This is a genomic window from Curvibacter sp. GW821-FHT01G03, from assembly GCF_059422285.1.
In genome coordinates, this window is the sequence record NZ_JBWKWP010000025.1 from 1 (window position 1) to 26,126 (window position 26,126).

26 protein-coding genes are annotated in these 26,126 nt (G+C 66.2%); 14 read left to right on the top strand and 12 right to left on the bottom strand.

Annotated elements, in window-relative coordinates; genetic code table 11:
• On the bottom strand, positions 1-876 hold an 876-nt coding region (gene argF, locus AC07VS_RS25925; protein ID WP_494752403.1), incomplete at its 3' end, for an ornithine carbamoyltransferase.
• On the bottom strand, positions 873-2,078 hold the full coding sequence (locus AC07VS_RS25930; protein ID WP_492347963.1) for an aspartate aminotransferase family protein: 1,206 nt from the start codon (positions 2,076-2,078) through the stop codon (positions 873-875). The genes argF and AC07VS_RS25930, both read right to left, overlap by 4 nt.
• Positions 2,079-2,463: 385 nt before the next feature.
• Between AC07VS_RS25930 and AC07VS_RS25935 the strand changes: the two genes are divergently transcribed.
• Positions 2,464-2,784 carry a DUF3579 domain-containing protein gene (locus AC07VS_RS25935; protein WP_494656912.1) on the top strand — a complete coding sequence of 107 codons (321 nt, stop codon included), beginning with the start codon at positions 2,464-2,466 and terminating at the stop codon, positions 2,782-2,784.
• 96 nt (positions 2,785-2,880) lie between these two features.
• Positions 2,881-4,119, top strand: coding sequence for a mechanosensitive ion channel family protein (locus AC07VS_RS25940; protein WP_494752404.1), 1,239 nt, complete (start codon positions 2,881-2,883; stop codon positions 4,117-4,119).
• Positions 4,120-4,267: 148 nt separating this feature from the next.
• Here the strand turns inward: AC07VS_RS25940 and rpsT are convergent, their stop codons facing one another.
• Complete coding sequence (gene rpsT / locus AC07VS_RS25945; RefSeq protein WP_027478026.1) at positions 4,268-4,567, bottom strand: 30S ribosomal protein S20; 300 nt, start codon at positions 4,565-4,567, stop codon at positions 4,268-4,270.
• Between the two features lie 111 nt (positions 4,568-4,678).
• Here rpsT and murJ point away from each other — a divergent pair, with 111 nt between their 5' ends.
• Positions 4,679-6,244 carry a murein biosynthesis integral membrane protein MurJ gene (gene murJ / locus AC07VS_RS25950; protein WP_492347966.1) on the top strand — a complete coding sequence of 522 codons (1,566 nt, stop codon included), beginning with the start codon at positions 4,679-4,681 and terminating at the stop codon, positions 6,242-6,244.
• A gap of 86 nt (positions 6,245-6,330) precedes the next feature.
• On the top strand, positions 6,331-7,182 hold the full coding sequence (locus AC07VS_RS25955; RefSeq protein ID WP_492347967.1) for a SirB1 family protein: 852 nt from the start codon (positions 6,331-6,333) through the stop codon (positions 7,180-7,182).
• A gap of 34 nt (positions 7,183-7,216) precedes the next feature.
• On the opposite strand, the gene AC07VS_RS25960 is transcribed toward AC07VS_RS25955, so the two are convergent.
• The 4 genes from AC07VS_RS25960 to AC07VS_RS25975 form a co-directional block, all read right to left on the bottom strand.
• The gene (locus AC07VS_RS25960; protein WP_494752405.1) at positions 7,217-8,242 is read right to left on the bottom strand and encodes a GlxA family transcriptional regulator; all 1,026 of its coding nucleotides are present in this window, start codon (positions 8,240-8,242) and stop codon (positions 7,217-7,219) included.
• Positions 8,242-8,880, bottom strand: a complete 639-nt coding sequence (locus AC07VS_RS25965; protein ID WP_494752406.1) for a DJ-1/PfpI family protein — start codon at positions 8,878-8,880, stop codon at positions 8,242-8,244. The genes AC07VS_RS25960 and AC07VS_RS25965 overlap by 1 nt, the downstream gene beginning before the upstream one ends.
• The gene (locus AC07VS_RS25970) at positions 8,877-9,443 is read right to left on the bottom strand and encodes an isochorismatase family protein (protein WP_494752407.1); all 567 of its coding nucleotides are present in this window, start codon (positions 9,441-9,443) and stop codon (positions 8,877-8,879) included. The genes AC07VS_RS25965 and AC07VS_RS25970 overlap by 4 nt, the downstream gene beginning before the upstream one ends.
• Positions 9,444-9,568: 125 nt before the next feature.
• Complete coding sequence (locus AC07VS_RS25975; RefSeq protein ID WP_494752408.1) at positions 9,569-10,441, bottom strand: EamA family transporter; 873 nt, start codon at positions 10,439-10,441, stop codon at positions 9,569-9,571.
• Positions 10,442-10,516: 75 nt separating this feature from the next.
• Here AC07VS_RS25975 and AC07VS_RS25980 point away from each other — a divergent pair, with 75 nt between their 5' ends.
• A complete protein-coding gene (locus tag AC07VS_RS25980; protein ID WP_492347972.1) occupies positions 10,517-11,032 on the top strand; it encodes a MarR family winged helix-turn-helix transcriptional regulator in 516 nt (171 codons plus the stop codon).
• Positions 11,033-11,107: 75 nt separating this feature from the next.
• Here AC07VS_RS25980 and purM read toward each other — a convergent pair whose 3' ends face one another.
• Positions 11,108-12,154 (bottom strand): phosphoribosylformylglycinamidine cyclo-ligase, encoded by a 1,047-nt coding sequence (gene purM / locus AC07VS_RS25985; protein WP_494752409.1) that lies wholly within the window; start codon positions 12,152-12,154, stop codon positions 11,108-11,110.
• Positions 12,155-12,249: 95 nt separating this feature from the next.
• On the opposite strand from purM, the gene AC07VS_RS25990 reads away from it, so the two are divergent.
• Genes AC07VS_RS25990 through folK form a run of 5 tightly spaced genes read left to right on the top strand, consistent with a single transcriptional unit; the run spans position 12,250 to position 16,881 of the window.
• On the top strand, positions 12,250-13,320 hold the full coding sequence (locus tag AC07VS_RS25990) for an AI-2E family transporter (protein WP_494656906.1): 1,071 nt from the start codon (positions 12,250-12,252) through the stop codon (positions 13,318-13,320).
• Positions 13,321-13,346: 26 nt separating this feature from the next.
• Positions 13,347-14,033 (top strand): DnaA regulatory inactivator Hda, encoded by a 687-nt coding sequence (hda, locus tag AC07VS_RS25995; protein ID WP_492348124.1) that lies wholly within the window; start codon positions 13,347-13,349, stop codon positions 14,031-14,033.
• Between the two features lie 47 nt (positions 14,034-14,080).
• Entirely contained in the window at positions 14,081-14,755 is a 675-nt protein-coding gene (locus AC07VS_RS26000) for a histidinol-phosphatase (protein WP_492347975.1), read from the top strand.
• Entirely contained in the window at positions 14,752-16,386 is a 1,635-nt protein-coding gene (gene pcnB / locus AC07VS_RS26005; protein WP_492347976.1) for a polynucleotide adenylyltransferase PcnB, read from the top strand. Before AC07VS_RS26000 ends, pcnB begins: the two co-directional genes overlap by 4 nt.
• Before the next feature lie 18 nt (positions 16,387-16,404).
• Positions 16,405-16,881 carry a 2-amino-4-hydroxy-6-hydroxymethyldihydropteridine diphosphokinase gene (gene folK, locus AC07VS_RS26010; RefSeq protein ID WP_492347977.1) on the top strand — a complete coding sequence of 159 codons (477 nt, stop codon included), beginning with the start codon at positions 16,405-16,407 and terminating at the stop codon, positions 16,879-16,881.
• Between the two features lie 22 nt (positions 16,882-16,903).
• On the opposite strand, the gene AC07VS_RS26015 is transcribed toward folK, so the two are convergent.
• Positions 16,904-17,887, bottom strand: coding sequence for a Bug family tripartite tricarboxylate transporter substrate binding protein (locus AC07VS_RS26015; protein WP_492347978.1), 984 nt, complete (start codon positions 17,885-17,887; stop codon positions 16,904-16,906).
• 136 nt (positions 17,888-18,023) lie between these two features.
• On the opposite strand from AC07VS_RS26015, the gene AC07VS_RS26020 reads away from it, so the two are divergent.
• Entirely contained in the window at positions 18,024-18,347 is a 324-nt protein-coding gene (locus AC07VS_RS26020; RefSeq protein ID WP_494752410.1) for a hypothetical protein, read from the top strand.
• Between the two features lie 219 nt (positions 18,348-18,566).
• Here the strand turns inward: AC07VS_RS26020 and AC07VS_RS26025 are convergent, their stop codons facing one another.
• Positions 18,567-19,607: a CDP-6-deoxy-delta-3,4-glucoseen reductase gene (locus tag AC07VS_RS26025; RefSeq protein ID WP_492347980.1), complete on the bottom strand. Its 1,041-nt coding sequence runs from the start codon at positions 19,605-19,607 to the stop codon at positions 18,567-18,569.
• Between the two features lie 48 nt (positions 19,608-19,655).
• On the opposite strand from AC07VS_RS26025, the gene AC07VS_RS26030 reads away from it, so the two are divergent.
• The gene (locus AC07VS_RS26030; protein WP_494752411.1) at positions 19,656-20,576 is read left to right on the top strand and encodes an SDR family oxidoreductase; all 921 of its coding nucleotides are present in this window, start codon (positions 19,656-19,658) and stop codon (positions 20,574-20,576) included.
• Positions 20,577-20,611: 35 nt separating this feature from the next.
• On the opposite strand, the gene AC07VS_RS26035 is transcribed toward AC07VS_RS26030, so the two are convergent.
• Complete coding sequence (locus tag AC07VS_RS26035; RefSeq protein ID WP_494656903.1) at positions 20,612-21,352, bottom strand: TerC family protein; 741 nt, start codon at positions 21,350-21,352, stop codon at positions 20,612-20,614.
• Between the two features lie 257 nt (positions 21,353-21,609).
• Here AC07VS_RS26035 and ppk2 point away from each other — a divergent pair, with 257 nt between their 5' ends.
• A complete protein-coding gene (ppk2, locus tag AC07VS_RS26040; protein ID WP_492347983.1) occupies positions 21,610-22,857 on the top strand; it encodes a polyphosphate kinase 2 in 1,248 nt (415 codons plus the stop codon).
• 227 nt (positions 22,858-23,084) lie between these two features.
• Positions 23,085-24,644 (top strand): AMP-binding protein, encoded by a 1,560-nt coding sequence (locus AC07VS_RS26045; protein ID WP_494752412.1) that lies wholly within the window; start codon positions 23,085-23,087, stop codon positions 24,642-24,644.
• Positions 24,645-24,685: 41 nt separating this feature from the next.
• Here AC07VS_RS26045 and AC07VS_RS26050 read toward each other — a convergent pair whose 3' ends face one another.
• Positions 24,686-25,936: a CaiB/BaiF CoA transferase family protein gene (locus AC07VS_RS26050; RefSeq protein ID WP_494656901.1), complete on the bottom strand. Its 1,251-nt coding sequence runs from the start codon at positions 25,934-25,936 to the stop codon at positions 24,686-24,688.
• Positions 25,937-26,126: the final 190 nt, after the last annotated feature.

A 26,126-nucleotide genomic window follows, 5' to 3' on the forward strand; every position in this document is an offset into this window, starting at 1 on the left:
CATTCGGTTCTCTGCTTCGTCCCAGACGACGGATTGGGGGCCGTCGATCACGTCGGCTTCGACCTCTTCACCGCGGTGGGCGGGCAGGCAATGCATGAACAAGGCGTCCGGTCGAGCCACCTTCATCATCTCGGTGTCCACGCACCAGTCGGCAAAGGCGGCACGGCGGGCCTCGTTTTCGGCCTCGTAGCCCATGCTGGTCCAGACATCGGTGGTCACCAGGTCAGCGTTGCGGCAGGCTTCCAGCGGGTTGCTGAACACCTCGAAGCAATCGCGGCGGCTGACACCGGCCACGCTTTCGTTCACCTCGTAGCCATTGGGGGTGCTGACATGGACCTTGAAGTCGAGCAGTTCGGCCGCTTGCAGCCAGGTGTTGGCCATGTTGTTGCCATCGCCCACCCAGGCCACGGTCTTGCCCTGGATCGAGCCGCGGTGCTCGATGTAGGTGAAGATGTCGGCCAGGATCTGGCAGGGGTGGAACTCGTTGGTCAGGCCGTTGATCACGGGCACGCGCGAGTGCTCGGCAAAGCGCTCGATCTTGTCCTGGCCGAAGGTCCGGATCATCACCAGATCGACCATGCGGCTGATCACCTTGGCGCTGTCGTCGATGGGCTCGGCGCGGCCCAGCTGGCTGTCGCCCGTGGTCAGGTGCACCACCGAGCCGCCCAACTGGTACATGCCGGCTTCAAAGCTCACCCGGGTGCGGGTGCTGGCCTTCTCGAAGATCATGGCCAGCGTGCGGTCGGCCAAGGGATGGTACTTCTCGTAGGCCTTGAACTTCTTCTTGATGATGGCGGCGCGCTGCAGCAGGTGCGCATACTCATCGGCGCTCAGGTCCTTGAACTGCAGGTAGTGGCGCAGGGCGGTCGTGCTCATTGGGTACCTCCTGCCAGGAAGGCCTTCACCAGCGGCGCCAGGATCGCCACGATCTGGTCGGCTTCATCGGTGCTCAGGATCAGCGGCGGCACGATGCGGATCACGCTGTCGGCGGTCACGCTCAGCAGCAGGCCGGCTTCGGCTGCCTGGCCGGTCAGGGCGCCACAGGGGCGGTCCAGCTCGACGCCGATCATCAGGCCTTGGCCGCGGATCTCCTTGACCCCGGGCAGGCTGCCCAACTCGCGGACCAGGGCGGCGCGCAGGTGGGCACCAACACGGGCGGCGTTGTCCAGCAGGCCGTCTTCTTCCATGATGCGGATGGTTTCAACCCCGGCGCGCATGGCCAGCGGGTTGCCCCCGAAGGTGGTGCCGTGGTTGCCGGGCTGGAAGATGGCCGCAGCCTTGGGGCCGGCCACCACGGCGCCGATCGGCACGCCCGAGCCCAGGCCCTTGGCCAGGGGCATCACGTCGGGCACGATGCCGGCCCACTGGTGGGCAAACCACTTGCCGGTGCGGCCCATGCCGCACTGCACTTCGTCGATCATCATCAGCCAGTCACGTTCGGTGCACAGGGCGCGCAGCTGCTGCAGGTACTCGATCTGCATCGGGTTGATGCCGCCTTCCCCCTGGATGGTCTCGAAGAACACGGCCACCACGTTGGGGTTGCCTTCGGTGGCCTTCTTGAGCGCTTCGATGTCGTTCACCGGCACCCGCAGAAAACCCTCGACCAGGGGGCCAAAGCCTTGCTGGATCTTGGTGTTGCCGGTGGCCGACAGCGTGGCGATCGAGCGACCATGGAAGGCCTTCTCGTAGACCACGATGACGGGCTTGTCGATGCCCTTGTCATGGCCAAACTTGCGGGCGAGCTTGATGGCGGCTTCGTTGGCTTCCAGTCCGGTCGAGCAGAAGAACACATTGCTCATGCCCGAGAACTCGACCAGCTTGGTCGCCAGGGCTTCCTGGCCGGGCACGTGGTAGTAATTGCAGCAATGGATCAGCTTGGCGATCTGGTCTTGCAGGGCAGGCACCAGCTTGGGGTGGTTGTGTCCCAGGGTGTTGACGGCAATGCCAGCCAGACCGTCGAGGTACTTTCGCCCATTCACGTCCCAGACCCAGGCGCCTTGCCCGTGCGACATCGCGATGGGCAGGCGGCCATAGGTGTTCATCACGTGGGGTGAAGAGGCCTCAATCAGTGCGGTCATGCTGTACTCCAAAACAGGGCTTAGGGTCGCCAAAAACCAGGGCTCGCTCTATAAAGGCGTGTCGGTCGGGCTTGGCATCGGTCTTGCGATGCCTTTCAGCCTGTGACGGGATGAATTCCCGGGCAGGCCTGAAGGGCATTTCGCTTGGCGGATTTCGAGCCCGGCTGGGTGCCAGCGGGGCCGGTTTGTGGCCGGTAGCTCAGCGACGGTCAAACCGCTGAAACGCAATTCTAGGCGCTGCTTGGCGAAGCTTTTTTGACCATTTCGCATTACAGCAATGCATGTCGTCAGGTGGTTTTTAGTCTTATATAAGATAGAATACTCATGCTGAACCGGCCAGTGATCCTGGCTGAGCTTCTTCCAACCCCCACAAGCCCTCACCCCCATGGTTTCTGATTCCGCCAAAGAAGTCTTCATCCAGGGTCTTACCCATGATGGCAAGACCTTCCGGCCCAGCGATTGGGCAGAGCGCCTGGCAGGGGTCATGAGTCAGTTCCGCCCTGGTGGGGCGCATCCGGGCAGTCACCTGAGCTATTCGCCCTGGTGCATCCCGACCACGCTCAACGGGGTCAAGTGCGTGGTGGTGCATCGGGATCTGCGCGATTTCGAGCCCATGGCCTGGGATTTCGTGCTGAATTTCGCCCGTGACAACCACCTGCAGGTGGCCGAGGCCTGCCTGGTTCCCGACGCGCCCAAAGCCAGCTGAGTTCCGGCCGTACGCCGGCATAACGCTGTCGGCGCAGCTGCAGACACTTGCACATGTAACGCTTGCGCTGGTTTCGACCCTCCTATCATCGGTCGCATGACGACCGATCTGATTTTGGCCTGGGGCTTGGCGGCTCTTGAAACCGCCTTGCTGTTGGCGTGTTTGTGGGGCATCTGGCGTGTGGCAGCGCGTTTGCGGCACTGGCTCGATGATTCGCTGCGATCCGGCGTGGAGGATGGGGTCGATCCCCATGCCGATCCTCATGGCGACTCCCATTCAGACCGGCACGTGCTGCCGGTGCATGTGCATGTGCCAGGCTGGATGCCGTATTTGCGCTCGCTGCTGGCGCGGATCGTCGAGCTGACGGCCATTTTCTTGTCGGCAACGCTGTTGTTCTCGTGGTTGAGCTCGGTGCTGCTGTTGTTTCCGCTCACCGAGGCGGCTGGCCACCGGCTGGGCAACTTTCTGGGTGATGCCTTGAGCGCCGTGGGGCAGAGCGTGCTCAAGCAGGCGCCCGGGCTGATCGTGGTGGTGGTGATCGTGGCCTTGGCTCAGGCGGCGGTGCAGACGTCCAACACCTTGTTCCGGGCGGTGTCGCGGCGGCAATTGCAGCTGTCGGTGATTCATCCGGAAACCGCTTCTGCCACCCGACGCCTGGTGGCGTTGGCGATCTGGGCCTTTGCTGTGGTGGCTGCCTATCCCTATTTACCGGGCTCACAAAGCGAGGCTTTCAAGGGCTTGTCGGTGTTGCTGGGGGCCATGGTCACGCTGGGCTCCAGCGGGGTAATGAACCAGCTGATGAGTGGATTGGTGTTGGTCTACTCGCGAGCGCTTAGGGTGGGTGACCACGTGGTGGTCGGGCAAGGCGCAGACGCTGTGGAGGGGGTCGTGCAGCAGGTGGGGGCCTTGGCGACCAAGTTGGTCAATGTGCGCAACGAGGAAATCACCATCCCCAATGCCGTGCTCATGAGCAATGCCATCAAGAACTACTCGCGACTGTCGGGCAGCTCGGGCACCTTGTTCAGCACCCGCATCAGCATTGGCTATGACGCCGAGTGGCGGCAGGTGCACGCCCTGATGTTGCAGGCGGCCACACGCACGCCGGGTCTGCGGACCTCGCCCAAGCCCTATGTGCTGCAGCGGGCCTTGGGTGATTTTTATGTCGAGTATGAGTTGCTGGCCCATCTGGACCGGCCGCTGCTGAGGCTGCAGGTGCTGTCGCACCTGCATGAAAACCTGCAGGACTGCTTTAACGAGGCTGGCGTGCAGATCATGTCGCCGCATTTCATGATGCAGCCAGGTCACCCGGTGATGGCCCGGCGTGAGGTTTCATGACCTCGAGCCTTTGTCGGGCATGACGCAAAAACGACAGACAACAAAAAACCGCCCGTAGGCGGTTTTTGCTTTGCTGACAGCGCACCCGTGGCAAACGGCGGACAGATCGCTTTGAAAGCGGCCCGTCCGGGCTGTTTTACCTGAAAACTCAGGCGGCGAGGGCCAGGGCCTTCACCTTGGCGGCCAGGCGGCTCTTGTCGCGCGCGGCCTTGTTCTTGTGGAAGATGCCCTTGTCGGACACGGTGTCGACCACGCTCTGGGCCTTGGCAAAGGCTTCAGCAGCCTTGGTCTTGTCGCCGGCGGCGACGGCCTTTTCGACGTTCTTCACAGCGGTGCGGTACTTGGAGCGCAGCGAGGTGTTGGCGGCGTTGATCTTGACGTCTTGGCGAACGCGCTTGCGGCCGGAGGCCAGACGCGGGTTCTTTTTCTTGGGCTTGGTAGATGCCATTTTTTAAATTCCTTGTGTGTTTGGAGATGTTGCCAGCAAAGCCCGCGATTGTAGCCCAAGTGTCATGAAGCGTCCAAGATTGGCGCCTTGTACTGCGCATACACTTGGTGCGTGACCCTTTTCAAAGCCGCCTCTACCGTTTCGCTGCTCACGCTGGCGTCCCGAATCACCGGTCTGGTGCGGGAACTGCTGGTGGCTTCGGCCTTTGGTGCCAGCGCGATGACCGACGCCTTCAACGTGGCGTTTCGCATTCCCAACCTGTTTCGGCGCTTTTTTGCCGAAGGCGCGTTCAGCCAGGCCTTCATTCCGGCGCTGGCGGCCAGCAAGGAGCAGCACGGTGAGGAAGCCACCCGGCGCGTGATCAGCCAGGTGGCCACGGTGCTGGCCTGGGCCTTGGTGGCCACCTGTTTGCTGGGCGTGCTGGGCGCGCCCCTGATGGTCTGGGGCATGGCCAGCGGCCTGCAGCAAGACCCGGCGGGTTATGACGCGGCCGTTTTCATGACGCGCTGGATGTTCCCCTACATCGGCTTCATGTCGATGGTGGCGCTGTCGGCCGGGGTGCTCAACACCTGGAAGCGCTTTGCCGTGCCGGCCGCCACGCCGGTGCTGCTCAACCTGTCGATGATCCTGGCGGCCTGGCAGGGGGCGCCCTGGCTGGCGCGCATGAACATCGAGCCCATTTTTGCCATGGTCGGTGGGGTGATGCTGGGCGGTGTGTTGCAGCTGTTGGTGCAAGTGCCGGCCTTGCGTCGTCTGGGCCTGTTGCCGCGCATCGGCTTGAGCTGGCGCCAATTGCGCCAGGCCTGGCGCGACCCAGCCACCCAACAGGTGGTGGGGCTGATGCTGCCGGCCTTGCTGGGCGTGGGCGTGGCTCAGATCTCGATGATGATCAACACCCAGATCGCCTCGCACCTGGCTCCCGGCAGCGTGAGCTGGATCACCTATGCCGACCGGCTGATGGAGTTCCCGACCGCGATGCTGGGCGTGGCACTGGGGGTGGTGCTGATGCCACAGCTGGCGGCCGCAAGATCGCGCAAGGACACCGCCGGGTATTCCGACCTGCTCGACTGGGGCTTGCGCCTGGTCATGCTGATGTCGGTGCCCAGTGCCGTGGCCCTGCTGACCTTTGCCAAGCCCCTGGTGGCCACGCTGTACCACTACGGCCATTTCAGTGATCGCGACGTGTTGCAGACCACCACGGCCCTGATGGGCTGGGGCGTGGGCCTGGTGGGCGTGGTGGCGATCAAGGTGCTGGCACCGGGCTACTTCGCCAACCAGGACACGCGCACGCCGGTGCGCATTGCCATCGGCGTGCTGGTGCTGACCCAGGTTTTCAACTACCTGCTGGTGCCTTATCTGCAGCACGCCGCACTCACCCTGTCGATCGGGCTTGGGGCGCTGGTGAATGCGGCATGGCTTCTGGTCGGCCTGATGCGCCGGGGTTCCTACCGGCCGCTGCCCGGCTGGGGCCTGTTCATGCTGCAGGTGGTGGCGGGCAGTGCGGTGCTGGCCATCTTCCTGATCTGGGCGGCCAACAACTACGCCTGGCTGACGCTGCGCGACACCCCCTTGGTGCGGGTGGCGCTGCTGGGCGGGGTGATGCTGGGCGCCATGTTGATCTATTTCGGCGCCTTGTGGGCCGCCGGGCTCAAGTTGCGACATCTGCTGCGGCGTTGATCTGCGGCGTTGACCCGGGGCCAGGCCTGCCGGCCGGTTGGCGTTGCGGGCTTGACGGTCGTGTTCACCCCATTTAAAACCTGACCATGGAACTGCGTTTTTCCACTCCCACGCCCTTGGCGTACTTCCGCACGCTGGTGCAGAGCGACGAGCAATTTCCGCTGCTGGAGGCCGTGGCCAGCCTGGGCCACGACGAGTACCCCGAGCTGGACGTGCAGCAGGTGCTGGGCGACGTGGATCAGTTGCAGGCCCGGCTGCGTCGGCGCATGGCCGCCGATGCCGGGGCCATGCAGAAGCTTCAGGTGCTCAACCAGTTCTTTTTTGCCGACCTGGGTTTTGGCGGCAACCTCAACAACTACTACGACCCCGACAACAGCTACCTGCACGCCGTGCTGCGCACCCGTCAGGGCATTCCCATCTCGCTGGCGGTGTTGTGGCTGGAGCTGGCCCAGGGCTTGGGGTTGCAGGCCCAGGGCGTGGGGTTCCCGGGGCATTTCCTGGTCAAGGTGAACCTGCCTGAGGGGCAGGTGGTGATCGACCCGTTCAATGGCCAGTCGCTCGGGCGCGAAGCCTTGTCCGAACGGCTGGAGCCCTTTCGGCACCGCAGCGGCCTGGGCGACGATTTCGAGGCCCCGCTGGGCCTGTACCTGCAGGCCGCGCGGCCGCGCGATGTCGTGGCGCGCATGTTGCGCAACCTCAAGGAGATCCACCGGGCCCAGAAAGACTGGGAGCGCCTGGTGGCGGTACAGAACCGCCTGGTGATTCTGCTGCCCGATGCCTGGATCGAGTACCGCGACCGCGGTCTGGCCTTGGCCGAGCAAGGCCAGGATGCGCTGGCCCGCGAAGACCTGCAGACCTACCTGCGCCATGCCCTGGACGCGATGGACGTGGCCGAAGTGGCCGATCGGCTGGCCAGCCTGCGCCCCTCGGGGGCCTGAACCTGGCCGGGAAGTCCGTCCTCAACCCGCGCCTTCAACCCGCGCCAGACAAGCCGGAGGGCAGGCCGGCCATGCCCAGGTCATGCCAGGTGCGCCGCAACTGGGTGTCTGAGCTGAAGCCCGCCATCGCAGCAGCCTGGGTGACGTTGTGACCGGATTGCAAGGCCGCCTGGGCCACGGCCAACCGTAGCTGGCGCAGATAGGCCAGGGGGGCGATGCCTGCATGCTCGGCGAACAGCCGGCCCAGGTGCCGGGCCGAGGTGTGGGCCACATCGGCCATGCGGGGCACGGTCCAATCCAGCTGTGGCGCCTGGCTGACGGCATCCTGCACGCGGTGCAGCGCCGGGTGCAGGTGGTTGCGGTGGTTCAGAAAGGGCGACAGCTCCGGGTCTTGCGGGCCGCGGCGCAGCGCCACCACCAGGGTCTGGGCCACGAGGGCGGTCACGGCCGGTCCGCATTCTCCGGCAATGCGGTGCAACATCAGGTCGATGCCCGTGGTCACGCCGGCGCTGCTGCTCAGGGGCGGGTCGAGCACAAAGACCCGGTTTTGCACCACCTCGCAGCGGGGCTCTGCTTCGCGCAGTTCGTCCAGGTGCTGGTGGTGGGTGGTGGCCCGGTGCTGGGCCAGCAGGCCCGCATGGGCGGCAATCACAGCACCGGCGCAGACGCACAGCAGCTCCAGCCGATCGGGGGCCAGCCGCAGGCCGCGCAGCCAGTGCAGCACGGCCCGGCCCTCGGCATGGTCCAGGTCCAGCCGGCGCCCGGGTTGTCCCACCAGCACCACCCAATCGCAGCGGGTGGCAGCGCCTGCCTCGGCCTGCGCCGTCGGCTGCAGCACGGGCAAGGGCTCGATCTGGCTGATGCAGGCCCCGACCGAGCTGCGCGCATCGGGGCTGGGCCCCACGAAATGCAGCTCGAACAGCGCCTCCTGCCCCTGGGCCAGCAGCACCTGATTGGCGATGCGCAAGGCCTCGGCCGGCCCGGCCCAGTCGAGGATCAGGCTGTCGGGCAGCAGCACGAAATGCACCGCCACCCGCCGCGGCTGTCGGGTTGCAGGCATCAGCCCGCCTGAGTCAGCCATCGGTAGTCCATCTGATGTGCGGTGCGCTCTGCCAGGGCCTGCCCAGCCAGGCGGGTCACCAGGTGCAGACTCATGTCGATGCCCGCGCTGATGCCAGCCGAGGTGAGCAAGCTGCCGTGTTCCACCCAGCGCACACCTGCTCGCACCTGCAGGGCCGGGTGCTGACGATGCAGGTCGTCCAGGTCTTCCCAGTGGGTGGTCACCGGCTCGTCGTGCACCACGCCGGCGCTGGCCAGGATGAACACCCCCGTGCACACCGAGGCCGTGAGCCGGGCGTGGCGCGCGGCCTCGGCCACCCAGGCCAAGGTGGCCGGGCAGCGAGCCGCCTGGTCAATCACCCCACCGGGCACCACCAGCACGTCGGGCCGTGGGCATTGGGCAAAGCTGCGCGAGGCCTGGATCACCAGCCCGGCACGGGCCCGCACGGCCTGGCCCTGGTGGCTGATGCAGTGCACCTGCCAACGGCTGGCCTCGTGCAGGCCGGTGCTGGCGCCGGGCTCAGCCATTCGGCTGGCCATGCGGGCCGCGGTGGTGAACACCTCGTAGGGTCCGGCCAGGTCCAGCACCTCGACCTCGTCAAAGCCCAGGATGCCGATCTGCAGCGCCGCCTCGCTCATGCGGCCTCCGTGGCGCGTTGCAAGGCTTCGTCGACGCTGCACAGGGTGCAGAAGCGGCCTTGCAGCACCGTGCCGGTGCGCAGCTTGATGTCGGCGGCGCTCAGGGTGCTGCCGTCGGGCTGGGGCATGTCCCAGGTCAGGGTGGCCTCGGTCACGTAGTCGACCGTCCAGCCCAGGTCCGAGGCGTGGCGGGTGGTGGTCTCGCAGCATTGCTCGGTGCGGATGCCACTGATGATCAGCCGCCCCACCCCGTGGCGGGTCAGCCACACGTCCAGCCCCGTACCCACCAGGGCGCTGTGCCGGTGCTTGATGAAAGTGGCTGCGGGTTCGAAAGCGGCCAGGCCCTCCAGCGGTCGTACCTGGCCGGAGGCCTGTGCAAACGGGTTGCTGGCCACTTCAGGCCCGTCGCTGTGCAGCACGCGGATCACCGGCAGGCCACTGGCCACAGCACCTTCGATCAGGGCGTTCTGCGCGGCCAGGTAGGCCGGCAAATCATGTTCGGTGAAGAAAGGGCGATGCCGGAAAGACTCTTGCACATCGATCACGATCAGGGTGGTGTTCATTTTCAGACTCCATCAAGGTGGTTTGGAGCCTTGATTCTTCCCAGTTTCATGGGGCTTGACCGCTCGGGTCAAGACCGGAATCGATCATTTTCAGACTTCATGATCATGGGTCTGGCGAATCGTCCTTACCGCTTCGTGGCGCTTGCCCATTGCACGGTCAGGATGCTGCCGAACACCAGCACCAGGCCCAGCAGCGACCAGCCCGTCATGGCCTGGCCCAGCCAGACCCAGCCCAGCACCACGGCGGTGAGCGGGCTCAGCAGGCTCAGCGAAGACACCGCCACCGAGGGCAGGCGGGCAATGCCGCGAAACCACAGCGAATAGGCCAGCAAGGCCCCGACCAGCGACAGGTAGGCATAGCCTAGGCCGGCGGTCCAGCCCAAGGTGGGCAGGGGTGGGTCGATCGCCCAGGCCAGTGGCGCCAGGATCAGGCCGCCCAGCAGCAATTGCCAGCCCGTGAAGGCCAGCACGGGCAGGTCGGTGCGCCAGTGCCGGGCCAGCAGGGTGCCTGCCGCCATGCAGGCCGTGCCGGCCAGCGCGGCGCCCAGGCCCACCGGGTTCCAGCTGGCTGTGGGCGACAGCAACAGGGCCGCCATGCCGAACACCCCCAGTCCAGCCGCCCCCAGGGCCAGCGGCATCGGCCGTTGCCGGTCCAGCAGCCAGGCCAGGCCCATCACCAGCAAGGGCTGGAGGGCGCCCACCACGGCGGCCAGCCCCCCGGGCAGGTGGTAGGCGGCGATGAACAGCAAGGCCTGGAAGAAGCCGATGTTCAGGGCCGACAGCAACAGCAGGCGCCCCCAGTCGCCGGCCCGCGGCCACTGGCGGCAGTAAAGCGTCAGCAGCAGGCCGGCCGGCAATGCGCGCAGCAGGGCGGCGGTGAAGGGGCGATCGGGTGGCAGCACCTCGGTGGTCACCAGGTAGGTCGTGCCCCAGATCATGGGGGCCAGCGCGGTCAGCAGGGCGTCGCGCCAAGGGGACGAGGGGGTGTTTTCAGGCATATTTATCTCTACTTCAAGATAAATAAGCGTAGCAGATAATCTTGAGATCGAGATAAAACCCTGTCAGGAGTGAGCATGTCCCCCCTTGAAAACAGGCCGCCGGATGCGGTCGATGCCATCCTGGCGCAGTGGCATCAGGAGCGCCCTGACCTGGATGTGAGCCCCATGGGCTTGATCGGGCGGCTCAAGCGCTGTGAGGTCTTGATGCGGCGCAGGCTGGACGAGAAGTTCGCCGAGTTCGGTCTGGCCGGCTGGGAGTTCGACATGCTGGCCACCTTGCGCCGCTCGGGCGCGCCGTACTGCCTGGCGCCAACGGCCTTGTTCTCCGCCATGATGGTGAGCTCGGGCACGATGACGCACCGCCTCAAGGGCCTGGAGTCTGCCGGCTGGGTGCAGCGTGTGGCCAACCCGGAGGATGCGCGCAGCACCCTGGTGCAGCTCAGCGAGGCGGGGCTGCAGCTGATCGACCGGGCCGTGGCGGCCCATGTCGACAACGAGCACGCGCTGCTGGCCGCCCTGTCAGCAGCCGAGCAGCAGGCGCTGGACGAGGGGCTGGCCCGCTTGCTGGCCTCGCTGGAGCCAGCCCCATGAAAAAACCAGCCTCGAGGGCTGGTTGATTCAGAAGCGGGCCATGCCGGGCCCGCTCGGTTCAGAAGGGCAGGGGCCTCAGGCCACCACGACGGCGGCACCGTCACCCCGCTCGGCGATGGCGCCGATGGTGTAGACGGTTTCGCCGGCAGCACGCAGCGTGGCGGCCGTGGCTTCGGCCTCAGTCGCATCCACCACCACCACCATGCCGATGCCGTTGTTGAAGGTGCGGTTCATCTCGATGTCGTCGATGCCGGCCACCTTTTGCAGCCAGGCGAACAGCTCGGTCTGCGGCCAGCTGCCCTTTTGCAGGTGGGCGGCCGTGCCTTCGGGCAGCACGCGGGGGATGTTTTCGAGCAGGCCGCCGCCGGTGATGTGGGCCAGCGCCTTGATGGGGTGCTGGGCCAGGGCTTGCAGCACCGGCTTCACGTACAGGCGGGTCGGGGCCATGATGGCCTGCTTGAAGGGCTGGCCGTCCAGGGTGGCGGGCAGCTCGGTGCCGGCGCGTTCGATCACCTTGCGCACCAGGCTGAAGCCGTTGGAGTGCACGCCGGCCGAGGCCAGGCCCAGCACCACGTCACCGGGCTTCACGTTCTGGCCGGTCAGGATCTTGGATTTTTCGACCGCGCCGACGGCAAAGCCGGCCAGGTCGTATTCGCCATCGGGGTACATGCCCGGCATTTCGGCGGTTTCGCCGCCGATCAGGGCGCAGCCCGACAGTTCGCAGCCGCGGGCAATGCCGCCCACCACGGCGGCGGCCGTGTCCACGTGCAGCTTGCCGCAGGCAAAGTAGTCGAGGAAGAACAGCGGCTCGGCGCCTTGCACCAGCACGTCGTTCACGCTCATGGCCACCAGATCGATGCCCACGGTGTCGTGCATGTTCCATTCAAACGCCAGCTTGAGCTTGGTGCCCACGCCGTCAGTGCCGCTCACCAGCACGGGTTCCTGGTAGCGCTTGGGCACTTCGAACAGGGCTCCGAAGCCGCCGATGCCGGCCAGCACCCCTTCGCGCATGGTTTTCTTGGCCAGCGGCTTGATGCGCTCAACCAAGGCGTCGCCAGCGTCGATGTCAACGCCGGCGTCTTTGTAGGACAGGGGGGTGGAGGAGGTATTGGAGGAGCTCATTTGAAATGGACGGCACGGACAGGCGTGCACGGCGACTAGAATTTGAGGTGATTTTAAGGGGTGCCCCGCCCGGGCAGCCTGCAACCCCCACCTTCATGCATTTTTCCACCACTCAAAAACGTGCCTTTACCTGGGTCGGTCTGGCCCTGGCGGCCTGGCTGTTGCTGTGGGCGCTCAAGCCTGTGCTGGCCCCTTTCGTGGTGGCGGCCGTGCTGGCCTACGCCCTGACGCCCATGGTCAATTGGCTCGACGGCCTGGGGCGTGGGCGCATGCCCCGGGTGGTGGCGGTGGTATTGGTCGAGGTGGTGTTCATTCTGCTGGCGCTGGGCCTGGTGATGCTGATCGTGCCCATCCTCACCAAAGAGCTGCCCTTGATGCGCGATCAGGTGCCGCAGTTGTTTGACCGCCTCAACGCGCTGCTCAAGCCCCTGGCGGCGCAGTTCGGCGTCACGCTGGCGGTGGATGTGGACACGCTCAAGGCCTTGGTCCTCAAGTACCTCAATACCAACACCGAAGACTTGCTGACCCCGGTGCTGTCCTCGCTCAAGCTGGGCGGCAGCGTGGCCCTGGCCCTGGTGGGCAATGCCGTGCTGATCCCGGTGGCGCTGTTCTACCTGCTGATGGATTGGGACACTTTTGTGCATCGCCTGGTCGAGCTGGTGCCCCCCCGCCTGCGCGAGGGCTACGACAGCTTCATGGACGACGCCGATGAGGTGCTGGGCCAGTACCTGCGCGGTCAACTGCTGGTGATGCTGTTGCTGGCCATCTTTTACAGTGCGGGCCTGGCGGCATTCGGGCTGGACCTGGCCTTGCCGATCGGCATCTTCACGGGCTTGGCCGTGTTTGTGCCCTACCTGGGCTTTGGACTGGGGCTGGTGCTGGCCACCGTGTCGGGCCTGATGCAGTTTGCCTCGCTCAAGGCGCTGATCATGGTGGCCGTGGTGTTCGGCCTGGGGCAGTTCGTTGAAAGTTTCATTCTCACCCCCCGCCTGGTGGGCGAGCGCATCGGTCTGCACCCGCTGACCGTCATTTTTGCATTGCTGGCCTTCGGGCAGGTGCTGGGCTTTGTGGGCGTGCTGATCGCCCTGCCTGCCAGCGCCGTGCTGCTGGTGGCCGTGCGGCGACTGCGTTCGGGCTACCTGGCCAGCCGGCTCTACACGGGTTGAAGAGGGGCTGGGAAACACGCGTCATGATGAAGCAACTGGCACTCGACATCGGCCTGGCCACAGGTCCCACCCTGGACCGGTTTTTTGCCGGCCCCAATGAAGCGGCCTTGCGCCACCTGCAGCTGTGGACCGGCGACGGCGCCCACGAAGCCCAGCGCTCGCCCGTGCCCACCTACCTGTGGGGCGACAGCGGCTGCGGCAAGACCCACCTGCTCAAGAGTGTGCAGACCGCGTTGCGCGAGCAGGGGGCCCGTGTGGGCTGGCTCGATGCCTCGATCCACGAGCCCCCCGAGTTCGACGAAACCTGGGCTGCCGTGCTGATGGACGAGGTGCACCTCTACACCGCGGTGCAGCAGCACGCCGCCTTCAATTGGTTCGTCAATGCCCACACGCACCAGCGCTGGGTGCTGGCCGCCGGCGAGCTGCCGCCCGCCGACCTGAAACTGCGCGAAGACCTGCGCACCCGCCTGGGCTGGGGCCATGTGTTCCACCTGCACGTGCTCAGCGAGCCCGAACGCCGTGCCGTGCTGCGCCAGGAGGCCGATGCCCGCGGCATCTTTCTCGGCGACGAGGTGATGGACTTCATGCTGAACCGTTTTTCGCGCGATCTGGGCAGCCTCATGCAACTGCTCGACCAGCTCGACGGCTATGCCCTGCGCACCCAGCGCGCCATCACCATTCCCCTCATCAAGGCCATGCTCGAATCCGAGTGAGGCCCTCACAAGCACCCAAAGCATCCCGAATGCCAAGTCAGCCCCGCATGAAACTGGTTCTGTTCGACCTCGACCACACCCTGCTGCCCATCGACTCCGATTACGCCTGGGGCCAGTTCACCACCCGCATCGGCTGGACCGACCCGGTCGAGTTTGCCCGCCGCAACGACGAGTTCTTTGCCCATTACCAGGCCGGCACCCTGGATGTGCACGACTACGTGCGCTTTGCCATCGAGGCCGTGCGCGTCAAAGGCCCGCAGGCGGCAGCCGAGGCGCATGAGCGCTTCATGCAAGAGGTGATCCAGCCGGCCATCACACCGCAGGCGCTGGCTCTGCTGCGCCAGCACCAGGACGCGGGCGACACCGTGCTCATCATCACCGCCACCAATGAATTCGTCACCCGCCCCATCGCCCGCGCCCTGGGCGTGAGCGAGCTGATTGCGGTGCAACTGGCCCGCGATGAGCAGGGCTGGTTCACCGGCGAAATCGACGGTGTTCCCTCCATGCGCGAGGGCAAGGTGCTGCGCATGGAACAATGGCTGGCTGCGCGCCAGCTCGACTGGACGCAGGTCGAGAGCACTTTCTACAGCGATTCCACCAATGATGTGCCGCTGCTGGAGCAAGTGAATCACCCTGTGGCCACCAACCCTGACGACCGTTTGCGTACCCTGGCCCAAAGCCGCGGCTGGCGCATTCTGGACCTGTTCACCGAGACACCATGATCAAGAAGTTCATCGACAAATTGCTGGGCAAGGGCGCTGCGGCAGCCCCCAAGGCGGGCCGCCCCAAGTTCGGCAAACGCGAGGAGGTGCCCTTCAGCGAGCACGGCATCAACCCCGACCTGGTTGACCGGCGTGCCAACGACGTGGTGCACACCCTGAAATCCGCCGGGTACGAGGCCTACATCGTCGGCGGTGCGGTGCGCGACCTGTTGCTGGGCCTGCGCCCCAAGGATTTTGACGTGGCCACCAACGCCACGCCCGAGCAGGTCAAGAGCCTGTTCCGCCGCGCCTTCATCATCGGCAAGCGCTTCCGCATCGTGCACGTGGTGCATGGCCGCGGACGTGAGCACGAGGTGATCGAGGTCTCCACGTTCCGGGCCTACCTCGACAACACCGCGGCCGAGCAGGTCAGCGGCAACGAGCGCACCAGCAAGCAGGCCCTGGCCGGCATGACGCATGCGGTCGACGCCAGCGGCCGCGTGCTGCGCGACAACGTCTGGGGCCCGCAGGAAGAAGATGCCGTGCGCCGCGACTTCACCATCAACGCCATGTATTACGACCCCGAGGCGCAGGTGGTGGTTGACTACCACAAGGGCATCCAGGACGCCAAGAAGAAGGTCCTGCGCATGATCGGTGACCCCGCCACGCGTTACCGCGAAGACCCGGTGCGCATCATCCGCGCGGTGCGCTTCGCCGCCAAGCTCAGCCCGCTGGGTTTCGAGATCGAGCCCAAGACGGCGGCCCCTCTGCGCTCGTCGCAGACCCTGCTGGCCGACGTGCCGCAAAGCCGCTTGTTTGACGAAATGCTCAAGCTGCTGCAGACCGGCCACGCGCTGGCCACGATCGCCACCCTCAAGAAGCTGGGGCTGGAGCGTGGCATCTATCCGCTGCTGGATGTGGTGGTGGAGCGTGCCGATCAGCCCTTCGTGACGGCAGCCCTGCAAGACACCGACCGGCGCGTGGGCGAGGGCAAGCCGGTGGCCCCGAGCTTCCTGCTGGCCACCGTGCTGTGGCATGACGTGCGCGAAGGCTGGGAGCAACGCCTGGCGCAACGCCAACACCCCTTCCCGGCGCTGCAAGACGCCATTGACGAGGTCTTCAATGCCCGCATCGGCGACGTGTCCGGTCGCGGCAAGCTGGCCGCCGACATGCGTGAGATCTGGGTGATGCAGCCGCGTTTTGAAAAGCGCACCGGCAGCGCCCCCTATGGCCTGGTCGAGCAGGCACGCTTCCGCGCCGGCTTCGACTTCATGCGTCTGCGGGCCGACATTGGCGAAGTGGATGAGGCCCTGGCCGAATGGTGGGAAGAGTTCAGCACCGGTGACGACACCACCCGAGAAGACCTGCTGGAGCAGGTGCGCGAAGAGCAGCGTGCACGCCAGAAGGCCAGTGCACCCAAGGTGCGCCGTGTGCCTCGCCCGGCCGAGCCGCGGGCTGAAGGCGAGCCTGCAGGCGCCAGCCGCGAGCCGGTCGCGGCCGCCCCGTCATCGTCCGAGCCCGCGCCAGACGGCGAGGGCGCCATCCCAGCACCGCGCAAGCGCCGCCGTCGCAAGCCGTCGGGTGCGCGGGGCGGCAGTCAGGGCGGGGGGCAAGGCGGCCCTTCCGACATGGGCGGCGACGCTCAGGGCTGAGGCCTGGATCTGAAAGCCATGACCGACACGCTTGCTTCGCCCGTGCTCGCCTGCATCGGCGTGGGCGGGAACCTGGGCGACGCCCAGGCCACCGTTCGCCAGGCCCTGGCCGACCTGGCCCAACTGCCGCACAGCCAGCTGCTCAAGGCCTCCTCCCTGTACCGCAGTGCCCCGGTGGATGCGGGCGGGCCCGATTTCATCAACGCCGTGGTCTTGCTGCAGACCCGGCTGGCGCCCTTGGCGCTGCTGCATGCCCTGCAGGCCCTGGAGCTGGCCGCCGGCCGCGAGCGCCCCTACCGCCACGCGCCGCGCACGCTCGATCTGGACCTGCTCAGCCATGGCGAGGCCCGGCTCGATGGTGCCGAGCTGACCCTGCCGCACCCCCGCATGCGCCAGCGTGCCTTTGTGCTGCTGCCGCTGGCCGAAATCTGGCCCGAGCAAGTGCCAGCTGCCGAACTGGCGGCGGTGGCCGATCAGGCCATCACGCGCCTTTGACGGCCTGAAGCGGCCCCGGGTCTCAGTCCACCTTGGCGCCAGACGCCTTGACCACTTTCTCGTACTTGGCCAGTTCACCTTTCATGAAGGCGCCGAATTGCTCGGGCGAGGTGGGCACCGGCTCGGCCATCAGGCCCGCAAAGCGGGTCTTGGTCTCGGGCGAGTTCAAGGCCGCCACAAAGGCCTGGTTCAGGCGCGCGATCACGTCCTTGGGCGTGTGCGCCGGGGCCACCAGACCCCACCAGGTGTCGATGCTGAAGCCCTTGTAGGTTTCGGCCACGGCCGGCACCTCGGGCAGCAGCGGGCTGCGCTGGGCGGTGGTCACGGCCAGGGCCTTGAGCTTGCCCGAGCGGATGTTGGGCGCTGCCGTGGCCAGGTTGTCGAAGTTGAAGTCGACCTCACCCGCCAGCAAGGCCAGTTGGGCCGGGTTGCCGCCGTTGTACGGGATGTGCAGCGCGTAGATGCCGGCCTGGGCCTTGAACATCTCGCCGGCCAGATGCCCTGCGCTGCCACTGCCGCCACTGCCGAAATTGAGCTTGGCCGGGTTGGCCCGCGCATAGGCCACCATGTCAGCCAGGGTGTTGATCTTGAGGCGCCGTGCGGTATCGGCATTGATCACCAGCACGTTGGGCACGCGCACGATCTGGGTGATGGGGCTGAAATCACGCAACGCATCAAACGGCATGCGGCTGTACAGCCAGGGGTTGACCGCATGGGTGGCGGTGGCTGCGATGCCAATCGTCAGCCCGTCGGGGGCTGCCTTGGCCACCTGATCGGCACCGATGTTGCCCCCCGCGCCGGGCTTGTTCTCGATGATCACGGGCCCAAGCGAATCTTTCACCCGTTCGGCCAGCACGCGGGCCGTCACGTCGATGGGCCCGCCGGGGGCGTAGGGCACGATGATCCGGATCGGGCGCCCGGCACCAGCGGTCTGGGCCAGGGCGGGCAGGGTGGAAAGCGCCGGCAGGGCGGCCAGCGGGCTGAGGAGGACGTTTCTGCGCTTCATGGGCTGATTGTCGTACGGTGAAGGCTGGGTACACAAATGCTTACATCCGTTTGCAATTCAGGCGTCATGCGCTTGAACAGCCCGGGGCGTTGTCATCCACATGGAGGTCGTCTCCATGTCAATGAAGGAAGTCATCATGAAAGTCCAAGCTCTCGTCTCCGCTGTGGTTGTTGCCCTGGCTGCCGGTGTGTCCGGTGCTGCGTTTGCCCAGGCTCCCGCTGCGGCGCCGGCTGTCGGCCCTGCACCTGCCACGGCCACCGTGAAGACACCTTCCACCGTCACCCCGGTCGCCGAGCCCGCTGCCGCCACCCCGGCCGCCCCGGCCGCCGGCACCAAGGCCGAGCACAAGCACAAGCACCATCACAAGCATCACAAGGATGCCGCTGCAGCGGGTGCCGCGGCGCCTGCCACCCCGGCCGCACCTGCAGCCCCCGCCATGCCTGCCGCGCCTGCCAAGTAAGCCGACCCACAGTCCGCCTTGCCTGAGGGGGTTCAGGCGGATGTGAAAAAGCCACCCTGATGAGCGTCAGGGTGGCTTTTTTGTTGAAGGCCCGCGTGCAAGCTCATGGCGGGCGATTCGTGCTGGGTGATGGGGGAATTTCGTTGCCTGTTGCGCATCATCTGCTGCTCAATAGGCAACAGAACAGGCTGTCGCAGGTTTGGCGGTGGTCGATACGACTCAGGCCGCAGCGTGCTTGTCGGCTTCGCTGGTGAACGCGTCGGCGTAGAACTCTTCGGCGGGCAGGCCACGCTGGGCGCTGTAGGCGACGCGGGCCGATTCGACCACGATGGGGGCGCCGCAGGCATAGACCTGATGGCCCGACAGGTCGGCAAAGTCGTCCAGCACCGCCTGGTGCACAAAGCCGGTGCGGCCACTCCAGCCGTCTTCGGGCAGGGCGTCGGACACCACCGGCACGTAGCGCAGCTGAGGCATCTCGGCCGCACGGGCCAGCACCCAGTCGTGCAGGTACAGGTCTTGCGGCCGGCGGCCACCCCAATACAGCGTGACGGCGCGGGTGCTGCCCTTGAACTGCAACTGCTCGATCAGGGCCTTGATCGGCGCAAAGCCCGTGCCCGAGGCCAGCAGCACGATGGGCTTGTCGCTGTCTTCACGCAGGTAGAAGCTGCCGAAGGGGCCTTCCACGCGCAGGATGTCCTTTTCCTTCATGGCGCCAAACACGTGATCGGTGAACTTGCCGCCGGGCATGTGGCGGATGTGCAGTTCGACGCCGGGAGCCTCGGTTTGGGTGTGCGGGGCGTTGGCCATCGAGTAGGCGCGGCGGGCGCCATCGCGCAGAATGAACTCGATGTACTGGCCGGCGTGGTAGCGGAAGGTCTCGGTGGCCGGCAGTTGCAGGCGCAGCTGCACCACATCCGCCGATTTCTTTTCAAGGGCGGCCACGCGCACCGGCATCTTCTTGATCGGAAAGGCGCTCTCGTCGGTCACCTGGCGCGACTCCAGCACCAGATCCGACTGTGGCACGGCGCAGCAGGTCAGGATGAAGCCCTGGGCCGCTTCTTCGGCGCTCAAGGCCTTGCTCTGGTGTTCGCCATGCACCACCTCGCCTTCGAGCTTCTTGCATTTGCACGAGCCACAGGCCCCGTCCTTGCACCCATAGGGCAAACCCACGCCCTGGCGGATGGCCGCGGCCAGCACGGCTTCTTCGGGGTTGGCGGTGAAGGCTCGCCCACTGGGCTGCACGGTGATGTTGAAGCTCATCTTTTCGGTATCCTCGGGGCCGTCTTTAGAAACTGGAAAGCCCCGATTTTGCCTTCAAACCAAAGCCCTCTCGGCGCCTTGCCCGCGCGGTTCCGGCGCCAACGCCTGTTGATCGTGGGCTGTGGTGACGTCGGTCAGCGCGTGGCGCGCCAGTTGCACGGGCGTGTGCGTGTGCTGGCGCTGACCTCGTCGCCCGCCCGGGTGCCCGGCCTGCGCGCCCAGGGCATCACGCCGCTGGTGGGGGATCTGGATCAGCCGGCGACCCTGCATCGCCTGGCCGGCCTGGCGCACCGGGTTCTGCACCTGGCACCACCGCCTTCGCAACCCAGGGGTGAGTGGTGGCGCGACCCCCGCAGCCTGGCGCTGGCCCGCAGCCTGCGGCAACGCAGCCTGCCCCGGGCCCTGGTCTATGGCTCGACCAGTGGCGTGTATGGCGATTGCGGTGGGGCGCTGGTGGATGAGACACGCACCTTGCAGCCCACCACCCCGCGCGCCCAGCGCCGGGTGGATGCTGAACGGGTGATGCGTCACCTGGGCCGCAGCCTGCGCGTGAGTGTCTTGCGCATTCCGGGCATCTATGCGCCCGACCGCGAGGGGGGCACACCGCGCGAGCGCCTGCTGCGCGGCACACCCGTGTTGCGGCACGAAGACGATGTCTACACCAGCCACATCCATGCTGACGACCTGGCTGCGGCCTGCCAGCTCGCCTTGTGGCGGGGTCGCCCGCAGCGGCTGTACAACGTGTGCGATGACACGCGCTTGCGGATGGGCGACTACTTTGATCTGGCCGCCGACCTGTATGGCCTGCCGCGCCCGCCCCGGGTGGCCCGTGATCAGGCCCGCGAGCAATTGCCTGTGAGCCTGCTGAGTTTCATGAGCGAGTCGCGCCGGCTGCTCAATACCCGGCTCAAGCGGGAGTTGCGACTGGCGTTGCACCACCCCACCGTGAACGAGGGGCTGGCAGGCTGAAAGGCGGGCGGCTCAGCCCCAGCCAGCCTGCGGATTCAGTCGGGCCGATGGGCCTCCACCTCGGCCTTGGAGACCCGTCGGCGCAAGCGGATGTTGAGCATTTCCACCGCCACCGAGAACGCCATCGCGAAATAGATGTAGCCCTTGGGCACGTGGTGGTCAAAGCCCTCGGCGATCAGCACCACCCCCACCACCACCAGAAAGGACAGGGCTAGCATCTTGATCGTGGGGTGCTGCGACACAAAGCGGCCGATGGCGCTGGCAAACACCATCATCAGGCCCACCGAGGCCACCACGGCCGCAATCATCACGGTGACGTTGTCGACCATGCCGACGGCGGTGATGATCGAGTCGAGCGAGAACACCAGGTCGACCAGCATGATCTGCACGATCACCGAGCCGAAACTGCTGCGCCCGCCAGCACTGTCGTGATGCTCTTCACCCTCCAGGGTCTGGTGGATCTCGCCGGTGCTTTTCCAGATCAGGAACAGGCCACCTGCGATCAGGATCAGGTCGCGCCCCGAAATGTCCTGGCCCCAGGCACTGAACACCGGGGCGTTGAGCCCGATGATCCACGACAGCACCATCAGCAGGCCGATGCGCATGAACATGGCCATGAACAGGCCCAGGCGCCGGGCCCGGTCGCGCTGGGCTTCGGGCAGCCGGTCGACCAGCACCGAGATGAAGATCACGTTGTCGATGCCCAGCACCAGTTCCAGGGCCGTCAGGGTGGCAAAGGCCAGCCAGGCCTGCGGAGAGCTCAGAAGTTCCATCATGGGGCGGTGTCTCGTTGAGAAAAGCCATTTCGAAAACGCGTTTGTAGCCGGTTTCGGCACTTCTGGGCAGGCTCAGATGTAAATGACGGATGCCTGGATGGGCGGCGGACCGCAGGCGGTTGTCCATTGATGCGGGTCAAGTCTGTGCAGCAGGCGGAGGTCGAAAATGACACTTTGATGACCGATGGGGCGGCCTTCGTGGTGCTGCCCCAGACAGGTTCTGAGCACGGCCACGATGTTTTTCCGGAGACCCTGACATGACAGAACGCCCATCGCCCTCCCGAGCGGCTCCCGCACCGACCCCACCCACCGCTGGCGCCCAAGCCAAGTCCGGCGTCAAGGCAGGCGCTGCTGCCGCCAAACCCCGCACGGCGCGCAGCGAACGCAGCACGCGCCGTGGCGACGTGGCCCCCTCGGTGGCGCCCCGTGCGCTGGCCCGTCATGTGGCCCGCGAGGCCACCGATGCGGCCCAGCACAAGCAGCTGTCGGTGCTGAAGTCGCTGGTGGCCGGGGTGTCGGCTGAGGCCGGTGAGGCTGGTGACGTGGCCGGCACGCCCGAGCAACGCACCGCCACGCTGCGCGCCATGCTCGACGGGGTGTCCCAGGACGACCTGCAGATGCTGCTCCATGAGCTGCGTCCCAACCAGGCCCTGACCGGCGAAAAAGACACCGGCAACCCCGACGAGGAACTGGCCCGCGACTGGCGCCAGGGCGGCTATCCCTACCGACATCTGATGCGCCGCGCCAGCTACGAGCGTGAGAAATTCAAGCTTCAGGTTGAATTGCTCAAGCTGCAGGCCTGGGTCAAGGAGACCGGTCAGCGCGTGGTGATCCTGTTTGAAGGGCGCGACGCGGCCGGCAAGGGCGGCACCATCAAGCGCTTCATGGAGCACCTCAACCCCCGGGGCGCCCGGGTGGTGGCCCTGGAGAAACCCTCCGAGATCGAACGCGGCCAGTGGTACTTTCAGCGCTATGTACAGCACCTGCCCACCCGGGGCGAGATCGTGATGTTTGACCGCAGCTGGTACAACCGTGCCGGTGTCGAGCGCGTGATGGGCTTCTGCACCGATGCCGAATACACCGAGTTCATGCGCCAGGCGCCTGAGTTCGAGCGCAACCTGGTGCGCAGCGGGGTGCACCTGATCAAGTTCTGGTTCTCCGTCAGCCAGAGCGAGCAGCGCCGCCGTTTCAAAGAGCGCGAAGCCCATCCGCTCAAGCAGTGGAAGCTCAGCCCCATCGACAAGGCCTCGCTCGACAAGTGGGACGACTACACGCGGGCCAAAGAGGGCATGTTCTTCGAGACCGACACCGCCGATGCCCCCTGGACGGTGATCAAGAGCGACTGCAAGAAGCGCGCGCGTCTGAACGCCATGCGCTATGTGTTGCACATGCTTCCGTATGGCAACAAAGACAGCGAGCATATCGGCAAGCTGGATCCCCTGATCGTGGGTCGCGCCCATGTGGTCTATGAGCGTGGTGAGCGCCCGGGCGGCGCCTTGCTCTGAACCGCGGGGCCTCAGACCCCCGAGCAGGGCGGGGGCCCGCATGTCGCAGAAGTGACCTGGGGGTGCCCTGGCGCCGATAGCATGGCCGACGGGTCCCCGGGCCCAACGGCCAGGGCCGGGGCGCTTGCGCAACCGCCGGGCGGCGGGCCAACGGGGGCTTGGCCTTGTCAGGGGGGCAGCCATGTTGTCTGGCAAGGCATTCATCACCGCCGAACCGGAGACAAGTCATGCCATTCCAGCCCTCTGTCATCCAGCGCATCGCCATTGGCGACATGCTGCGCCGAGCCGCCGCCCGAACGCCGGGCAAAACCGCCCTCATCGAAGGCGAGCGCCGACTGAGCTACCGCGAGCTCGATCAGCGCTGCAACCAGTTGGCCAACCACCTGCTGGCCCGGGGCTTGAAGAAGGGCGATGCGGTGGCCACGCTCTGCCTCAACAGCATCGAGCAGGTGGTGATGGCCTTCGGCATTGCCAAGGCCGGCCTGGTCTGGGTGCCCATGAACGTGATGCTGGCGGGCGAGCAGATCCAATACATCCTGGGCCAGGTCGAGGCCCGCCTGGTGATGGCCGACGACGAGTTGCTGGCGCCAGTGCGCGGCAGCATCGAGGCCGTCTGCCCTGGCGTGCTGGTCAACCGTGTCAGCGGCCAGTCCGGCATCGCTGGCCCTTGGCTGCATGAGGCCTTGCAAGCCGCCCCGGTGAGCGAACCCGAGGTGCAGATCGACGACCGCGATGTGGCCCAGATCATGTTCACCAGTGGCACCACGGCCCATCCCAAGGGGGTGGCCATCAGCCATCTGGCGGTGTTTGTGGCTTCGCTCAGCGGGGCGATCGAAGGGGGGATCCAACATGACGATGTGACAGGCGTGGTGATGCCGGTTTTTCACTGTGCCGAGCACTCCCTGGTGGCGGCCTTTGTGCACCTGGGGGCCACGATGGTCATCGTGCGCCGCTTCGATCCGGTGGCTTTCATGCGCACGGTGCAGCAGCACCGCCTGAGCTGGATCTTTTTGTTGCCCATGATGTACCGGGCCCTGCTGGACCACCCGCAGCGCGCCGAGTTTGACCTCAGCTCGTTGCGCCTGTGCCTTTACGCCATGCAACCCATGGAGCCGGCCCTGCTGCGGCGCCTGACCGAAGAGATCTGCCCGCGTTTTGCCCTGGCCAGCGGCCAGACCGAAACCTACCCCGGCACCACCTACTTCAAGCCCGAGTACCAGCTGAGCAAGCCCGGGCCTTACTGGGGTACGCCGGCGCTGATCAACGACATGGCCATCATGGACGACGAGGGGCGGCTGTTGCCCCAGGGCGAGGTGGGTGAGCTGGTGGTGCGTGGCCCCAACGTCATGAACGGCTACTACAAGAACCCCGAGGCCACGGCCGAAGCCTGCCGCCATGGCTGGCACCACACCGGTGACCTGTGTTTTTACGACCCCGATGGCCTGCTGGTGTTTGTCGATCGCAAGAAAGACATGATCAAGACCGGCGGCGAGAACGTGGCCTCGATCACCGTTGAAACCGCCTTGCTGGGCCATCCGGCCGTGGGCAACGCGGTGGTGGTGGGGCTGCCGCACGCGCATTGGACCGAGGCCGTGACCGCCTTTGTGGTGCTCAAGGCCGGTCAATCGGCCGATGCCGAGGCCGTGCTGGCCCATTGTCGGCAGCGCCTGGCGCGCCACGAGGTGCCCAAGGCGGTGGTGTTTCTGCCGGCGCTGCCCACCACGGCCACCGGCAAGATCCAGAAAAACGTGCTGCGCCAGCAATACCAGCAGCACTTTCAGGCCTGAAGCCGGCGCTGGCCGCGCTCCAGACCCTGTTCAGGGCGCCTTCAGAGCACGTTCTGGGCGCGTAACTCGGCGATGCGGGCCGCGTCCAGCCCCAGCTCGCGCAGCACCTCATCGGTGTGCTGGCCCAGGGCTGGCGGGGCGTTGCGCAGCACGGGGGGGTTGTCGGCCAGGCGCAGGGGGCTGGCCACACCCCGGATCTGGGCAATGCCATCGCCCGCGTCGCGCGGCAGGGTCACGGCCAGGCCACGGGCCTGCACCTGGGCATCGTCAAAGGCGCGCCCGATGTCGTTGATCGGGCCGCAGGGCACGGCCTTGTCTTCGAGCAGGGCGATCCAGTCGGCGGTGTGGCGGGTGCGGGTCAGCTCGCCCATCAGCGGGATCAGGGTTTCGCGATGCTTCACCCGCAGGGTGTTGGTCGCAAAGCGCTCGTCCTGGGCCCACTCGGGCCGACCGGCCGCGGCGCAGAAGCGCGCAAACTGACCGTCGTTGCCGATGGCCAGCAACATGGCGCCGTCGGCGGTCGGAAAGTCTTGGTAAGGGGCCAGGCTGGGGTGGCTGTTGCCCTGGCGTCCGGGCACCTTGCCGGTGTTGAGGAACCCCGCCGCCTGGTTGGCCAGGATGGCCATGCCCACGTCGAGCAGCGACATGTCGATGTGCTGGCCTTTGCCGGTCTGATGCCGCACGTTGAGTGCGGCCAGGATGGCGGTGGAGGCATAGATGCCGGTGAACAGGTCGGTCAGCGCCACGCCCACCCGCAGCGGGCCGCCGCCAGGCTGGTCATCGGCGCGGCCGGTGATGCTCATCATGCCGCTCATGGCCTGGATCATCAGGTCATAGCCGGCGCGCTCGGCATAGGGCCCGTCCTGGCCGAAACCGGTCACCGAACAATAGATCAGGCGCGGGTTCAGGGCCAGCAGGCTGGCATGGTCCAGCCCGTACTGCTGCAACCCACCCACCTTGAAGTTCTCCACCACGATGTCGGCGCGCAGTGCCATCTCGCGGATCAGGGCCTGCCCTGCGGCGCTGGCCATGTCGATGGTCACGGATCGCTTGTTGCGGTTGCAGGCCGTGAAATAACTGGCCTGATCCGTGTCCTGCCCCGCCGCATCCTTGAGGAAGGGAGGCCCCCAGTGCCGGGTGTCATCCCCCGCCCCGGGCCGCTCCACCTTCACCACATCCGCCCCCAGATCCGCCAGGATCTGCGTGCACCAAGGCCCCGCCAGCACGCGGGACAAATCAAGAACTTTGAGACCGGCAAGGGCCCCAGGCTGGGGTGTGGGGAGTTGAGTCATTGGGCAGTTTTTGGCGATAACAGACTGAATCTCCGAGTGCCGCTTAGGCAGACATGGTTGTCGGGCGATACAGAGTGCGAGGAATCAAGCGGGGGTTTGGAGAACAGGCGCTCGACATGTCGCACGGCCTTGTCTTCGACCGGCAAGCGAAGCGAAGCCCGTTCCAGGATACCGCGGAGCTGGCTCTGCC

Coding starts and splice junctions, on each gene's coding strand:
- AC07VS_RS26045 (WP_494752412.1), top strand. CDS start 23,085: ATGCCATTCCAGCCCTCTGTCATCCAGCGCATCGCCATTGGCGACATG.
- AC07VS_RS26050 (WP_494656901.1), bottom strand. CDS start 25,936: ATGACTCAACTCCCCACACCCCAGCCTGGGGCCCTTGCCGGTCTCAAA.
- AC07VS_RS25960 (WP_494752405.1), bottom strand. CDS start 8,242: ATGCCTGCAACCCGACAGCCGCGGCGGGTGGCGGTGCATTTCGTGCTG.
- AC07VS_RS25965 (WP_494752406.1), bottom strand. CDS start 8,880: ATGAGCGAGGCGGCGCTGCAGATCGGCATCCTGGGCTTTGACGAGGTC.
- ppk2 (WP_492347983.1), top strand. CDS start 21,610: ATGACAGAACGCCCATCGCCCTCCCGAGCGGCTCCCGCACCGACCCCA.
- pcnB (WP_492347976.1), top strand. CDS start 14,752: ATGATCAAGAAGTTCATCGACAAATTGCTGGGCAAGGGCGCTGCGGCA.
- folK (WP_492347977.1), top strand. CDS start 16,405: ATGACCGACACGCTTGCTTCGCCCGTGCTCGCCTGCATCGGCGTGGGC.
- AC07VS_RS26000 (WP_492347975.1), top strand. CDS start 14,081: ATGAAACTGGTTCTGTTCGACCTCGACCACACCCTGCTGCCCATCGAC.
- hda (WP_492348124.1), top strand. CDS start 13,347: ATGAAGCAACTGGCACTCGACATCGGCCTGGCCACAGGTCCCACCCTG.
- AC07VS_RS25970 (WP_494752407.1), bottom strand. CDS start 9,443: ATGAACACCACCCTGATCGTGATCGATGTGCAAGAGTCTTTCCGGCAT.
- AC07VS_RS26035 (WP_494656903.1), bottom strand. CDS start 21,352: ATGATGGAACTTCTGAGCTCTCCGCAGGCCTGGCTGGCCTTTGCCACC.
- rpsT (WP_027478026.1), bottom strand. CDS start 4,567: ATGGCATCTACCAAGCCCAAGAAAAAGAACCCGCGTCTGGCCTCCGGC.
- AC07VS_RS25935 (WP_494656912.1), top strand. CDS start 2,464: ATGGTTTCTGATTCCGCCAAAGAAGTCTTCATCCAGGGTCTTACCCAT.
- purM (WP_494752409.1), bottom strand. CDS start 12,154: ATGAGCTCCTCCAATACCTCCTCCACCCCCCTGTCCTACAAAGACGCC.
- AC07VS_RS26020 (WP_494752410.1), top strand. CDS start 18,024: ATGAAAGTCCAAGCTCTCGTCTCCGCTGTGGTTGTTGCCCTGGCTGCC.
- AC07VS_RS25975 (WP_494752408.1), bottom strand. CDS start 10,441: ATGCCTGAAAACACCCCCTCGTCCCCTTGGCGCGACGCCCTGCTGACC.
- AC07VS_RS25955 (WP_492347967.1), top strand. CDS start 6,331: ATGGAACTGCGTTTTTCCACTCCCACGCCCTTGGCGTACTTCCGCACG.
- AC07VS_RS25990 (WP_494656906.1), top strand. CDS start 12,250: ATGCATTTTTCCACCACTCAAAAACGTGCCTTTACCTGGGTCGGTCTG.
- AC07VS_RS26015 (WP_492347978.1), bottom strand. CDS start 17,887: ATGAAGCGCAGAAACGTCCTCCTCAGCCCGCTGGCCGCCCTGCCGGCG.
- AC07VS_RS25940 (WP_494752404.1), top strand. CDS start 2,881: ATGACGACCGATCTGATTTTGGCCTGGGGCTTGGCGGCTCTTGAAACC.
- AC07VS_RS26025 (WP_492347980.1), bottom strand. CDS start 19,607: ATGAGCTTCAACATCACCGTGCAGCCCAGTGGGCGAGCCTTCACCGCC.
- AC07VS_RS25980 (WP_492347972.1), top strand. CDS start 10,517: ATGTCCCCCCTTGAAAACAGGCCGCCGGATGCGGTCGATGCCATCCTG.
- AC07VS_RS25930 (WP_492347963.1), bottom strand. CDS start 2,078: ATGACCGCACTGATTGAGGCCTCTTCACCCCACGTGATGAACACCTAT.